14 protein-coding genes are annotated in these 12773 nt (G+C 55.1%); 5 read left to right on the plus strand and 9 right to left on the minus strand.

Features of this window, described 5'->3' with window-relative positions; all coding sequences use genetic code 11:
- Positions 1-114: 114 nt before the first annotated feature.
- The 6 genes from LPA46_RS11030 to LPA46_RS11055 all read right to left on the minus strand — a co-directional run bounded on the left by LPA46_RS11030 (position 115) and on the right by LPA46_RS11055 (position 3029).
- Complete coding sequence (locus LPA46_RS11030) at positions 115-282, minus strand: hypothetical protein (RefSeq protein WP_230892731.1); 168 nt, start codon at positions 280-282, stop codon at positions 115-117.
- 99 nt (positions 283-381) lie between these two features.
- Positions 382-570, minus strand: coding sequence for a hypothetical protein (locus tag LPA46_RS11035; RefSeq protein WP_230892552.1), 189 nt, complete (start codon positions 568-570; stop codon positions 382-384).
- Between the two features lie 142 nt (positions 571-712).
- On the minus strand, positions 713-1600 hold the full coding sequence (locus LPA46_RS11040; protein WP_230892553.1) for a biosurfactant protein 1: 888 nt from the start codon (positions 1598-1600) through the stop codon (positions 713-715).
- Between the two features lie 213 nt (positions 1601-1813).
- Positions 1814-2065, minus strand: coding sequence for a hypothetical protein (locus LPA46_RS11045; protein WP_230892554.1), 252 nt, complete (start codon positions 2063-2065; stop codon positions 1814-1816).
- Positions 2066-2411: 346 nt separating this feature from the next.
- Positions 2412-2822 carry a TRAM domain-containing protein gene (locus tag LPA46_RS11050; RefSeq protein ID WP_230892555.1) on the minus strand — a complete coding sequence of 137 codons (411 nt, stop codon included), beginning with the start codon at positions 2820-2822 and terminating at the stop codon, positions 2412-2414.
- A 54-nt stretch (positions 2823-2876) separates the two neighbouring features.
- Complete coding sequence (locus LPA46_RS11055; RefSeq protein WP_230892556.1) at positions 2877-3029, minus strand: phage terminase large subunit family protein; 153 nt, start codon at positions 3027-3029, stop codon at positions 2877-2879.
- 562 nt (positions 3030-3591) lie between these two features.
- Between LPA46_RS11055 and LPA46_RS11060 the strand changes: the two genes are divergently transcribed.
- Positions 3592-4626, plus strand: a complete 1035-nt coding sequence (locus LPA46_RS11060; RefSeq protein WP_230892557.1) for a two-component system sensor histidine kinase NtrB — start codon at positions 3592-3594, stop codon at positions 4624-4626.
- A gap of 204 nt (positions 4627-4830) precedes the next feature.
- The gene (locus LPA46_RS11065; RefSeq protein ID WP_230892558.1) at positions 4831-5988 is read left to right on the plus strand and encodes a PAS domain-containing response regulator; all 1158 of its coding nucleotides are present in this window, start codon (positions 4831-4833) and stop codon (positions 5986-5988) included.
- A 458-nt stretch (positions 5989-6446) separates the two neighbouring features.
- Here the strand turns inward: LPA46_RS11065 and LPA46_RS11070 are convergent, their stop codons facing one another.
- On the minus strand, positions 6447-7331 hold the full coding sequence (locus LPA46_RS11070; RefSeq protein ID WP_230892559.1) for an IS1595 family transposase: 885 nt from the start codon (positions 7329-7331) through the stop codon (positions 6447-6449).
- Positions 7332-7989: 658 nt separating this feature from the next.
- On the opposite strand from LPA46_RS11070, the gene LPA46_RS11075 reads away from it, so the two are divergent.
- From LPA46_RS11075 to LPA46_RS11085, 3 genes are all read left to right on the plus strand, one after another.
- Positions 7990-8190: a hypothetical protein gene (locus LPA46_RS11075; RefSeq protein ID WP_230892560.1), complete on the plus strand. Its 201-nt coding sequence runs from the start codon at positions 7990-7992 to the stop codon at positions 8188-8190.
- Between the two features lie 235 nt (positions 8191-8425).
- Positions 8426-8734 carry a DUF3892 domain-containing protein gene (locus tag LPA46_RS11080; protein ID WP_230892561.1) on the plus strand — a complete coding sequence of 103 codons (309 nt, stop codon included), beginning with the start codon at positions 8426-8428 and terminating at the stop codon, positions 8732-8734.
- Between the two features lie 88 nt (positions 8735-8822).
- Positions 8823-10193 carry a hypothetical protein gene (locus LPA46_RS11085; RefSeq protein WP_230892562.1) on the plus strand — a complete coding sequence of 457 codons (1371 nt, stop codon included), beginning with the start codon at positions 8823-8825 and terminating at the stop codon, positions 10191-10193.
- 307 nt (positions 10194-10500) lie between these two features.
- Here the strand turns inward: LPA46_RS11085 and LPA46_RS11090 are convergent, their stop codons facing one another.
- A complete protein-coding gene (locus LPA46_RS11090) occupies positions 10501-11367 on the minus strand; it encodes a DNA-binding protein (protein WP_230892563.1) in 867 nt (288 codons plus the stop codon).
- 600 nt (positions 11368-11967) lie between these two features.
- On the minus strand, positions 11968-12633 hold the full coding sequence (locus LPA46_RS11095; RefSeq protein ID WP_230892564.1) for an HD domain-containing protein: 666 nt from the start codon (positions 12631-12633) through the stop codon (positions 11968-11970).
- Positions 12634-12773 lie beyond the last annotated feature (140 nt).

A 12773-nucleotide genomic window follows, 5' to 3' on the forward strand; every position in this document is an offset into this window, starting at 1 on the left:
TTGGGCAATCGGCACAATCTCACCAGTGAAGCGGGAGATTTGTGTCATAGGCAACCAAATCTCTCCGCTTCAACTCCTTTGATTTAGCGACCCATCCCGACGCCGTCTAGTGATTCAACAGAGCCCTTCGAAGCTATCGTAGCCCCAGATAACGAGTTCGCCGTCGTCGTCCACTTCCCAGTTGAGCGTCCCGAAGCAGTGGTTCTCACAGAGCTGGCGGACGGCCTGTGGGTCTGTTACGAGCGCGCCGGTCGATGTCGTTGCGGCTTGGAGTGTTGCCATGTCTGGACTTCACGAGGTCGCCCCGCACCCCTTCAGGGGGCGAACAACCGCTCACGCTGTGACGACCACAGGACACTGCACTGCTGACGCGTCGTGCTGTCACGATTCTCCGTGGATGTCACCGTCCCTCGTCGGATTCGGTTGGGTGAGAACATCCACCTGCTCGAGGAGCGTCGTCGCGGTGTTAATTCGCTCCTGATCAGCGGGCTCCAATTGGTCGCTGTCGATACTGGTGAGGCTGATGAGCGCGCGGTGGAGTCGATAGCCGGGGGTGTCTCGTGGGTCCATGTGTGCGCCTCCGTCAATTTGCGGCGCGAAAAAACGCCAGCGAGCTGTCAGCAGGGCAGTCCGAGGGTGATCACGAACTGTCCTTCAGTTAACCAACAGAACGAATCGATATCCGGATTTGTTGGTTAAACTGACACCGTCTCTACTGACCGGCTTCGGGTTCGGGTCCATAGCGAGGTGTCCCGCACCGCTGACACTCCCACATAGGCTGCCCGGTCCACTCGTCATCGGGGACAGCCTCGAGTTCGCGGAATCGATGCTTAGTCTCCCGACCGCACTCCCGGCACTCGAGGTGAGTTCTGTTCGGGCGCTCGCGTCGTGGCTGTTCGGTATCGGTCTTGTTAACGGATTCCTGGAGCGCAATCGCTGGCACCAGCCAGAGGTCGTCGTCTGCGTACTCACGAAGGCTTGCAAGACGATCTTCGGAGCGAACCCCACTCCCGGTTTCCTCGTAGAGGAACGTCGAATGCTCGCCGTCGTGACGGGACTGCGTCGTCTCTGTCCACGTCGTCCGCTCACGAGCAGCCGCGAGCAGCTGATTACCACATTCAGACGTGACCCGTGTCGCCGAGGGGAGCGAGGGCCACTGATCGACAAGCTGTGGGGCCGGTTCCTTGTCGAGATCATAGATTAGCTTGTAGTCATCGACTACTGGGTCATCATCTCCCTTCGCGAGGAGGGTGGCCGCAGCAGATCCCTTCCCGACGGCGCCGTAGAACGTCGACGCCTCAACGAGCAGTTGGATGACGTGGAGGAGAGTCGTTTCGGCAGTCGATGTGTCCTGGTCGTCGGCTGCTTCGAGATGGTTCGTGAGACAGAACCGGCACTTCGACTGGTCGGCGGGGATCGACGCTCCACAGGAATTGCACTCGGTCTCATCTGCTGTGGGGTCGTCTTGATAGTCCGTGTCGACGCCACCAGAGCGTTGCCGCCGGGGCTGGCCACTACTACTGGCGAGTTGGTCGTCGGGAACGTCGGTCGCTTCGCCGAGCGGTCGGAGGGCTTCGTAGTCGGCGTACTGATTGGTCATAGAGTATTCTGGCCGTATCATGCTTCGTCTTCGGGTTTAAACAATAGCTCTCACATCAATTAGCCTACAGACAGGGGGATGTCATAGAACGGTTCGGCTCTATTGAAATCCTCAACGGATAACATATTCTGACGCAGGTCGCTAAGTACAGAGAGTGAGTCTACCAATCTAGGTACGGCCCTGCTGGCTCCTTGATGGGGGCAGCAGTCAGCGTCAGCCAACAATTCCGGCCGTTTGGAGGTACGTGCCAATCATCAGTCCCAACGTGCTACTTCCGCCGATGAGGAGGGCAGAGCGTTTCGAAACGCCTGCCACACCAAAAATGAGCAGTGTGACGGGAATACCGCTCAGGCCGGTCGCAACCACGTCTGATGTAAGTTCAAACGGATTCACGAGGAGATACGCCACCAGCAAGCAAGCACCGAGTACAATCGCTGCAATCCGGTCGCCGTACGCGGAGAACATGCCCATATCCGAAATACGATGGTAGTCGTATCAGTCTTTCGACGGAACTAGCTGAGAGGTTCTTGCTAAACTCGCATTCCTACTGAGCGGCTATTCCACCAGATACGCCGGTGAAGAGAGAGCACACTAGAAGTTAATTCTCGGCGTGCTATATCCCCGGTATTTCGCCGATTAACGCCGGTGATACGGTGGATATCGACCTCTGCGAATCTACTAGTAGTTGCTGTATATGGAACGCCCCCTCCCCGAGAGTGCCACTGAGTATTTGGCTGCTCCACACCAGTCGTCTACTAGTACGAGCTCACGGGCCAGCACTCGCTCAGACAGATATCGGACCCAGGAACTGTTAGTCGTAATTTTCGCGCTCGGCGACCTCGGCAAAGGCAACGTTCTCAGTTACGTCGGTGATTTCGACGGTGACACGCTCGCCGCGCTCGGTATCAGGGACAATAACGACGAAGCCACGTTCGACACGCGTGATGCCGTCGCCTTGATCCCCAATATCTTCGATTTCGACGGTTCGCTGCTCACCTTCGGTAACAGGAGGCGTGCTCGTCGTCTGTTTGCTCTGTGAGTCGGTGGGAGTCTCGGCAGCGTCGTCGGTGGCTGATGCTCCGAGAACAGCCACGCGGTACGTGTCGCCCTGCTGCAGCTCGCCACGGTCTATCTCGCGCTCTGGGACCTCAATAAGATACGTTCCGTCTTGCTGTTCGACAGCGCCAGCGAATAGACAGCGCAGTTGGGTAGGAATCTCCATTACTCGTGTTCTGGTCGAGATACGCTGTGAAGCCCACTTGAGTTTGCGGTCTGGCTACTCCGGCGCGATGACGTCCCCACACGATGGACACTCCGCCCAGACACCGTCAGTCCCGTCGTCTTTATTGTATTCAACAAGCAGCCACGCGTCAGAGACCGGGTCGCCGCAGTCCGGGCACTGACCGAGCGACGAGTCATCAGTAGGCATGCTCATGGGGTAGAAGGAGCGTGTGACAGGTCCTTCCACGTGGAGTTCACTCCGTCTGGAAGATAAGCCTTTGGCGGGTTTGCTGGTTGTCCACCCCGGATTTCCGGAGAAACTCCCGCACCAGTACCATTAACTCACTCCTAGCGGAATATAGGGTTCTCATGAGTATCCGTGCGGTACTCGCTCAGCTACTCTCCAGTCATGAGGCGGAGGTCGTCGTTGAGTGCCGCCAGTGCGGAACGAAACTCCAACCAGACGCAGACCAGTGTCCTCACTGTGGATCAGGCGAAATCGCGCACCACCGGATCTCTGAGTGACTGATTGCGTTCCTCAGCAGAGAGTGTCAGAGAACGGTTCGTACACCATCTTTGACGACCCCGGTGAACGCTAAGCACAGCAACCGACTCGGTCAACGATTTATGCAACCGAGACTTCGCGGAGTGGACAGTCAACCTCCAAACAGGCAACTAGATCTTGCCTGCAGCACTGAACTACTGGGTATTATCGGCGACTATCCAGCAAGTGTTTATCCCTAGAACCCGTATGTTAATACTGTAACCAAATGGCTGGGCAGGTCTCTTCCGTTCGGTCTGAGGAGTTCTACCGAACGCTTGTCGAAAACGCCGCAGAAGGGATGCTGACGATCAATACGGATAGCGAAATCGTCTACGCGAACCCAGCTATCGAAGATATTCTCGGCTACGCACCGGAGGAACTGGTGGGCAGTCCAAAAATGAAGATCATCCCCGAGCGGCTACAACCCGTTCACGCCGCTGCGTTAGACTCCTACGTCGAAACTGGGGAGCGAAATATTGACTGGGATGGGGTTGAACTACCCGCGCTGCACAAAGACGGCCACGAAGTCCCGACACTAATCAGTCTCCGAGAGCACGAACATGATGGCGAACAGTATTTCACCGGGATTATTCGGGATATCACCGAACGCAAACACCACGAAGAGCAGTTACACGACCAAAAAAGCCGTCTAACTGAGTTCTCGGACATCCTCACCCATGATATTCGAAATCCACTGTCGGTCGCACGTGGGTATACGGAGCTCGCGCAGGAAAACCACGATATCCCGGAGTTAGAGCAGGTCGCTGACTCGCTCGAACGGATTGATTCGCTCATCGAGGATGTGGCTGCGCTCACGAAAGAAGGGCAAGTAATCGGGGAAACGGAGACAGTTGATGTTGAGGCGTGTGCCACCGAAGCGTGGCGAAATGTGAGGACGGGAACCGCGGAACTCGATATCCGCACAGATCTCGGGGAAATTGAAGCCGACGAGAGCCGCCTGCACGGCGTCTTCGAGAATCTCTTCCGGAATGCAATCGAACATGCCGGTGGAGAAGTCACTATCCACGTCGGCCGACTCTCGGCTGATCGAGGCTTGTATGTCGAAGACACTGGACCAGGGATTCCAGAGGCAATTCAGGACGACATCTTCGAGTATGGGTATTCAACCGAGAAGGATGGGACCGGCTATGGATTGTCGATTGTCAGGCAGATTGTGAACGGACACGGGTGGGAAATCAGCGTCACGAAAAGTGATGCTGGCGGCGCACGCTTCGAAATCACTGGTATCGAATTTATCTAGCCGAGAAAATGTGAACTACCTATAAGTATGTATTTTCTATCACGGTGTTGGACACAACATGTTGCCCCATTATCCCTTGATTCTAGGTCAGTAACCGACGAGTGAAGTAGCGAATTCCTACATTTTGGCGTGTGTCACCGCAAATCACGGCATTCAACTTAGTTCGGCGACAGAAGACAGACACCGAGGTCGCTATTGCCGCATATGTCCCACCCAGAGAATCTCCAAGGGTTTGAAGAACTCAGTTTATCCCCAACAGCTGATTCAATACACGCGTTACACGTAGACGACGACGCCGCATTCGCGGAGTTGGTCAAAACGTTTCTTGAACGAGAACGAGACGAAATCACTGTCACAACCGAAACGACCGTTGAAGATGGGTTAGCGGTTCTCCAAGACAACACGGTTGACTGTATCATCAGTGATTATGAGATGCCGGGGCAGAACGGACTTGATTTCCTTGATGTAGTTCGGGAGGAATATCCGGAGCTTCCGTTTATTCTCTTTACTGGGAAAGGTGACGAAGAGATTGCGAGTGAAGCGATTACTGCTGGCGTTACGGAGTACTTGCAGAAAGGCAGTAGCACAGATCAATACACTGTCCTGGCAAACCGCGTGAAGAACCTGGTTGAGAAATATCGAGCCGAACAGGAAGTGTTCCGTGGGTTCCAGGCCTTAGAGTCGGCCCAAGAGGGCATCGGGATTCTGAATGAGGACGGCGAGTACGTGTATCTGAATCAAGCGTACGCCGACGTGTACTCCGCGGACCGAGAAGAGATACTGCATGACCATTGGGAGTCGCTGTATCCCGAATCGGAGGCCGACCGATTCTATCAAGAGATTCTGCCGGCGCTTGAATCCGAGGGGTCGTGGACAGGCCAGTCGGTTGGCGTCACGACTGATGGCGAGCGTGTCGTCGAAGAGCTAAGTCTGACACAGTTGAGCGACGGTGGGCACGTCTGCGTTGTCCGTGATATCTCTGAGGAGAAACGCCGTGAAGAGGAGCTTCGGCGTGAACAGCGGTTTTTGGAGACGGCACTGAACTCACTTGATGACCTCTTTTATGTCTTTGATGAGGATCTCAACTACGCTCGGTGGAACGATGAATTCGAGGACGTTATCGGATACTCTGCAGCGGAGATTCGGGAGCTGACGCCGATGGATTTGTTTGATGATGAGACGGAAGCTGAAATCGAGGCGGTGATCGAGCAGGTGCTGTCGGATGGCAAACAGGTAGTGATCGAAGCAGACCTCGTGACCAAGGATGGCGAGAAGATACCGTATGAATTTACCGGCACACCAGTGGAGGATGATGAGGAAATCATCGGTGTTGTCGGGATTGGGCGGCGAGTCTCCTCGTAACCGATTTCACCGGGATTCGTAGCGAGTGATCGGGCCAGAGTCGGTGTATGGAGACAGACTGCTGACCGCTACGTACGGTATTCCAACAGGGCGAATGTTCACGTTTTGAGGAGAGTTGATACCGCTTCAAAGAGAGGTCTATCCATTCTAGGAAGACCGGAGCAGCGATGGTTCCGGCGACGACGCCGGCAACGATACCCTGTGTGATGCCTTGGAGCACTGTTGTTCCGAGTGCCGTTCCGAATACCACGTTAAGCAGTATTGCGAAGACAAATCATTCTCCGACAGCGTCATCGGGGCTGTTAGATATCTATACCGGGATAGGATTTGAGGGCAACGTATACTGTGGGATACGTTGCTCAATCTGACTTCCCCTGGGTGTTTGGTGTATGTGAACGGGTTTTGACCCGATCCGTGAGTATTTTCCATATCGCTCTTGTGAAGCACGTTGTTGATTTTCAGAGGGCAGCGTCGAGAGCATGTTTGAGCGCTTCGTCACCAGGTTTTCTGTAGAGTTCGCGGCGGAGCTGAAAGGCTCTGAGATACGGCGTGAGCTTGTCTTTTGACACTCCTCGGTGGGGCGAGAGCCACCGTCGCGTCAGCGACGCGTGGCTCTCGCAGCTGTTGACGTGGATGTCGCCGTCGGCGTATTCTCCGTCGCCGTGGACGACGTATTCGCGGGTGAATGCGTCGTCTTCTTCGAGCGGCTCGTAGGCCCGAAATCCGTCCGTATAGACGGTCAGCGACTCCTCGTCGTGGTCAGCAAGCAGGAGTCGAATGGTCGATTCGTCGGCGGATTTCGCTGGCACGACGTAGCGCTCGTCCGAGCCACGATCAACCAGCGTGAACACCGGCGGTTTGTCGCCATCGTACGAACCTCGCCCACGCGTGGACAGGCCACGCGAGCGCGATTCCTGGTCGCGCTCGCGGCCTTTCAGCCCCGCAGACACGTACACTTCGTCGATTTCGACCGGCCCGGACAGCGTGATCGACGGCGCGTCGAGCGCTCTGGCGAAGCGCTCGACGCGCCGTCTCACCGTTCTGTACGACAGATCGAGTTCCGCCTCAATCTGTCGAATACTCGTGTTAAACCGTAAGAAGACGTAAATCGTAAAATACCACTCTTTGAGTTTCAGCTTCGAATGAGCGAAGATCGTCCCGGTCTTATCGTTGAACGTCCGACCGCAATTCTTACACAGATACCGCTGATACACCCGATAGCTGCCGTTTCTGACCGTCAGGTCAGAACGGCAGCGAGGGCACTCAACGCCATCACGCCAGCGAACCTGTTGGAGCAGGTCCGCTGCAGCCGATTCCGACACAAACCGGCGTATTGGGAACATATCGGGCACCGCTGGCGCGGTGCCCTTGCCCTCTTCGACTTTCAGTCGTAGCTCTCGCTATCAACAATCTACTTCACAAGAGCGTTATACCGATGTCACAGTTGGAGAGACATCCGAACACAGACTGAGCAACCTCTACCAAGGTTATGAAATTGAGCGCGGCTCGCTAATACTGAAAGGTGCTGAGCGTAGGGGTGTTGATCAAGATGATCGGCTACCGATTGATCGCCATGAAGGCTCGATGACTCGGGCGACATTAGCTGATATCCTCCTTGTCTCAGTCACCCAGGTTGCCCCACGCCAAGTCCTTGTCACCGCTAATCTCCGAAAAGACGAGTGTTCCCAAGACGCTATCGCAAAAGGCGATGATATCACCTTGATTTATCAACGAAATCTACTTCAAACAGAAGGGCGGGACCCACCCTGGCTCACGCTTCTCAGAGAAGCCAAAACCGCAATCAACCGTGACAATCCATTAGCAGCTGGACCCCTTCTTGTATCTGCCGTTGACAACTGCCTCTATCGACAGATCTACCTCTACTATAGATGGCAAGGCCAAGATCACACCGACGCCATAAATTCAGTCGAACAATACCGCAGCGGGAACAAAATTAGCCGGAAGGATCTAGCGAAGACCGCTTTGAACGACATTTCAGGCGTGACTCTCACCAGCCACGACGACCCCTACTTCGATGAATGGAATAAGTTCCAGACCTTCCTCCAACAGCGTCATGATATCATCCATCCCACCGATGACCCCGTTCCTGTAATCGATACCGACACCGCAGTCGACTGGTTCGACCTGACCGTCGACCTCATCCTCGGTTACTTTGACCTCGTCTGGCGTGAGGAGGAATAAGTCAATCTCCAATTCTCGGAACTTTTGCTGACTCTGTATCTGGTATCACCTGTAAAGTGCCAAGAAGGGGAACAAACATTCTACAGTACCGCCACACCACGTTTCCGATGTAAAGAATGGTCGGGGTATCGGGGCGATTTTGCTGGTGTTACAAAATGAGTGGACCCCGTGCTATCTGGTAACATAATTATAAGTATCTCGAAACCGGCGATTTCAGCAACGAGGACTGAGACTGATGACATCATACCGTATCGTCTGTACAGAGCAAGATCCGCCAGATGAACCCCACGACCAGGCTCATATCGTCGCCGTCGGCACCGGTAATGATCCCGACAAGGCCAAGCAACGATGGGAACTACAAGAGGTCTTAGCCGCAATGGATGACGGCGATACCTTCTACACCAAAAGCGAATCCACCGGCCAGAGGGCCGATGTGCACGAATATGAATGCGGGACCTGTGGTCAAACTACGCTTCGATCCACCGCTGATGAAACTGAGGATAACAATCTCGATAATCTCCGTGAATGCCGCGGCTGGAACTAACGCTTTCCCGACAGATATACCTCAAAAGCAGATTGTATCTCTTACTGCGAACCGGCTTCCATAACGCTAGACGTCAAGGTGAATAGATATGTCTCGCGAATTCCCGGATAATCTTCCTGACGATGTTGATAAAGAGGAATATTTTGATTTAGTTATGGAGAAAGTCGAGGAGGATCCTCTCCTTCGCGACCTGATGAACGCGGTACACAAGCGTTTCTGGATCGAAAATGAGCTGTTCGATGACGATCTATCAGTGGCTCTTGAGCTAGTGCAGGTCATCATGCTGACATCCTATGTGAACAATGTGGAACTGGATCATTACCTCTCGACTGAGGAAGGTCAGCAGATACTGGACCAGGTGAAAGCAGATTTTGAGCGGGAGGAAGTATCTGATGACTTGAAAGAACGGTATCATCGAAACGCTGCGCCAGTGCTTGACGAAATTGATGAGTATATCGAGGAGATGCGGCGAGAGCTGTTTGGCGAGAGTTATGAGGAAATCGTCGAGATAGAGGAATCGGACCGCGAGGACAAGGAGGAAATACTTGAACGATTACGTGACCCGATTCTTGAGGACCCGGAGCACGAAGAATTGGCTGACAGGCTCTCTCTTCTCAGAAAGACGAGAAGCAGGGTAGAGAGCTTCCCATACGACGATTCAGATTTGCAATCTGAGACAGCGACAATTGACGGAGATGAATATCGCATTCATAAGCACTATGCCCTCCAGATCCTCAAACCAAGGCTCTATACCCAGCTTTACAGGTTCGAAGAGGAGTATGAAGATTTCCCGCTACGGTGGCTGACAGATCTGACGATCCCGCAAGCACGGGCATTATACCAGAAGTACAAACAGGGTGACTTCGATGAGTCATTTGTCGTTGATGAGGTTGAACGCGATGGGTACTTCGATGAGGTGTTGGAGGAGGTAGCAAAACTCCCACCGTTCCGCGAACGCGAGGACCTCATGCAAGAAGTGGTCGATAATTATCGAGATGAGCGGTACGCCTCAGCTATCAATCTCATCTTGCCCCAGATCGAGTTTCTTCTCTGGATCTATGGAGCCTACCTGGATCAGCAAGCAGGAGAATCTATCTATCTCCATGCTGACTACGACAGTTTCTGGCAGTTCAATCCACGCGAACACGACGACCTATCCCTACAAAGCGTCAATGGGGGTGAGATTGAAAACCCATACATCCGCGATCTCGTCGAAAACACCGCAGTACAGGACTATTTGAACGAGGCAATTGCTGAATATTTCGTTGAAGAACTCTATGAAGAACGCAATCCCATTCTCCATGGGAACGTGGCAGATTACCACTCAGATTTAGAGGCCGCCAAGAAACTCATCTTTTTCAAAACTATCACTGAACGCGTCACCGACCAACTCCGCAACGATGTCGTCGAACAAGTCTATGAAGAGCTTCCAGACGACTTTCCACCCGACGACCAGTAACACGTAAACTGGTGTGGGGCTAGGATAACCAAGCACTCCTCAGTTTCTGTTTCATCACCTGAAAATGGTCTGACTCCCTCCGAGTTCCATTATACTACTATTCTCTATTAATTCGATAATCGAAGCTCCCGTGATCATCTAAAACCGTATGCCAATCGGGCATCTCTTCCCACGGTTTTGGTATAAATATCAGACTGATAACTGAGGTTGTGGCTGCGCGCGCAGCGAAGCGAGCACGGAGCGGAGGGTGGGGTGGCGGGGTCTGGGTCGGTCCGGCACACAGCAAAAAGAGGGTTGCCTCGACTGACTATTCTTCCCACCACCGACCGCGCTCCGGGAACTCGATCCGAGACCACCCGGTCAGCGCGATTGAGCACCGGCCTTCGTACCAGTTCTTGGCTGCTGCCCGGAACCGCACTGTCTGCCCTTCTCGAACCACCGTCTTCCCGCTCTTCTCCCAGACCGTGAATTTCGTTCGCCCGCTTTCGTCTTCGATGAGCCCGACTTGTTGAATAGCGCTACTGCTGGGAGACCAGAGTTCGATTATCTCGCCTTCGACCGTCACCTCACCGACCGGGACGTCCGGCACGTCCGCGATGGGCACGATCGCCCCCGGCGCCGCCTTCAACTCCTCGAGGGTCTCCAGCACCGCCTTCGTGACGTCCCGACCGCGCTGCACCTTCTCGGCCAGCTGCTTCGCAACGACCGCTCTCGACCAGCCGCCCTGCACTTCGCCGCTGATCCGCATCGCCTGCTTGTTGACCGCCGCGAGTTCGTCTTGCGTCAGCTTCTCTCGGGGATCCGTGCGCTCCGCCGGTGCCGGCTCGTCACGGCCACACTGCTCGCTGACGACCTCTCGCGTGCGCTGCTCCCGACCGTCCTGCGTTCCCAGCTCGGCCTGGGCACTGATGCGCTCCAGTTCGGCTTCCCGCGCCCGAATGCGCTCCTCCTGTTCGAGGGTGACCCCGTGAATCCGGTCCTCGCTCGTGTCTGCGATTCCGTCCGGGTGGTTCGCATCCACCTTCGCCTGCGTCTCCTGCTCGACCGCCGCCTCGAACTCCGGTGTCTCGTCGACGACCGGGAAGCCGTCTTCATCGACCGCCTGACCGCCCGCTTTCTCGAATGCCTGTTCATCGACCGAAACGACCTTTCCGCTAGCGTTGTTACTGGACATTGGAATCACTCACAAGGTGATTTCCGACGAAGGCGCTCACGCGCCGCCACCGCGATGCTCCTACATCGCGGTTTTCCGACGACAACGACCGACAGAACCATCTGCGCGCTCTCGCTCGCGCCTTCGCGAGCGCCCTACCGGGCGCGAGCGAGAGCGCGCCTGCATGAGGTGGCCCCAACCAGCACCGCGCGCCGACCCGCCCGGAGCGAGCGGCCAGCGGGATATGCCCGCTCGTGTCCGGCCCGGACTGCGGGTCCGTGTCCAGCGCGACTGTCGCCGAGAACGCGCGCCGCGGTGTGGCGCGCGACAGCGCAGGCGGCACCAAGCGCTGGAACGCGAAAGCCCGCGAGGGGCGCAACCGACGGGGATACCCGCTGGCGCCGAGGGCACATGCACTTTAGCCCGGCAGCCCGCCCGCTACTGCAGGCAGGCAGCCCGGAATGGTCGGTCGCGAGCGACGCGGAGGGCGGAACGCGGCGAGCGGTGCGAGCCGAAACGATAACACGGGAAAAGCAGAGTCCGGTTGCCGGTCTTTCTGAACACTCCTTGTGCTGAGATTCGTCCGTGGATCAGAAAAACGACCACCTCAATACAGCTGTGCTACTCCTCTGTATCCGCGTTGGTTTCGAGAGCAAACTGTTCAAAGAAGGATTCCATAAAGTCCCACCGGGATTCTCCAAGGCGTCGTCCTTGGTCAGTATATAACGCATCAAGTCGCTCACGTGCCCATTCACGTAAGAGTTCGATATCTGTCAAGTCAGAGCGGTCTATACTGAGCGTGGATGCGTCATCGATAACAGCATACTGATCGCCAGTACGCCCCGAGCGTTCGCCGACGATACAGGCGAGTCGAATTAGTCCGACTGCACCAGTCGCATCGAGCTTATCAGCATCGAAGAGAAGCTTTGCTTCGATCGTTTCTGGGTCAGGAGAGCTTGCTCGGATGCTGTGTGCTCGGAGGCAGTGCTCGATGGCTGAAATCTGGTCCGTTCTCACGTCTTCAGCTTCGAGCAGGCTTGTGGCTTCGTTAGCTGCCCATTTGTCGTGGTCATCGATCTCTCCGACACGTTCGAGTGGCCGTCCGATATCGTGAAACCATGCAGCTGCAGCTAGTACGTTTCGGTCAACTTCCTTGGGGTGTTTATCCGCAAGCTGTTGCGATATATCGTGGACTCGTTTTGCATGGAAAATGTCGTGTGCGGGGAAGGCGGCTTCGTAATATGAGCGCGATAATTCTCGAGCAAGTGGACCTAGTTCGGAGGGCATATTCTCAAAAGTCACCGCAGGGCGCTTATCCATTATGGACTTCACGTCTGTCCGAACAGTTGGTTCAGAACTAACCGATTTTTCATCTGTTCAAAAAGCGAGCGACCAGCGGATCGACATCCACTCCGCGTACACGGAGC

Origin of the sequence: Halobacterium sp. KA-6, assembly GCF_021029015.1 — an archaeon.
Lineage (GTDB): Archaea > Halobacteriota > Halobacteria > Halobacteriales > Halobacteriaceae > Halobacterium.

What these genes read in the sequence shown, in the direction of transcription:
- LPA46_RS11030 (WP_230892731.1), bottom strand. Translation starts at nt 282, where the DNA reads ATGGCAACACTCCAAGCCGCAACGACATCGACCGGCGCGCTCGTAACA.
- LPA46_RS11035 (WP_230892552.1), bottom strand. Translation starts at nt 570, where the DNA reads ATGGACCCACGAGACACCCCCGGCTATCGACTCCACCGCGCGCTCATC.
- LPA46_RS11040 (WP_230892553.1), bottom strand. Translation starts at nt 1,600, where the DNA reads ATGACCAATCAGTACGCCGACTACGAAGCCCTCCGACCGCTCGGCGAA.
- LPA46_RS11045 (WP_230892554.1), bottom strand. Translation starts at nt 2,065, where the DNA reads ATGTTCTCCGCGTACGGCGACCGGATTGCAGCGATTGTACTCGGTGCT.
- LPA46_RS11050 (WP_230892555.1), bottom strand. Translation starts at nt 2,822, where the DNA reads ATGGAGATTCCTACCCAACTGCGCTGTCTATTCGCTGGCGCTGTCGAA.
- LPA46_RS11055 (WP_230892556.1), bottom strand. Translation starts at nt 3,029, where the DNA reads ATGCCTACTGATGACTCGTCGCTCGGTCAGTGCCCGGACTGCGGCGAC.
- LPA46_RS11060 (WP_230892557.1), top strand. Translation starts at nt 3,592, where the DNA reads ATGGCTGGGCAGGTCTCTTCCGTTCGGTCTGAGGAGTTCTACCGAACG.
- LPA46_RS11065 (WP_230892558.1), top strand. Translation starts at nt 4,831, where the DNA reads ATGTCCCACCCAGAGAATCTCCAAGGGTTTGAAGAACTCAGTTTATCC.
- LPA46_RS11070 (WP_230892559.1), bottom strand. Translation starts at nt 7,331, where the DNA reads ATGTTCCCAATACGCCGGTTTGTGTCGGAATCGGCTGCAGCGGACCTG.
- LPA46_RS11080 (WP_230892561.1), top strand. Translation starts at nt 8,426, where the DNA reads ATGACATCATACCGTATCGTCTGTACAGAGCAAGATCCGCCAGATGAA.
- LPA46_RS11085 (WP_230892562.1), top strand. Translation starts at nt 8,823, where the DNA reads ATGTCTCGCGAATTCCCGGATAATCTTCCTGACGATGTTGATAAAGAG.
- LPA46_RS11090 (WP_230892563.1), bottom strand. Translation starts at nt 11,367, where the DNA reads ATGTCCAGTAACAACGCTAGCGGAAAGGTCGTTTCGGTCGATGAACAG.
- LPA46_RS11095 (WP_230892564.1), bottom strand. Translation starts at nt 12,633, where the DNA reads ATGCCCTCCGAACTAGGTCCACTTGCTCGAGAATTATCGCGCTCATAT.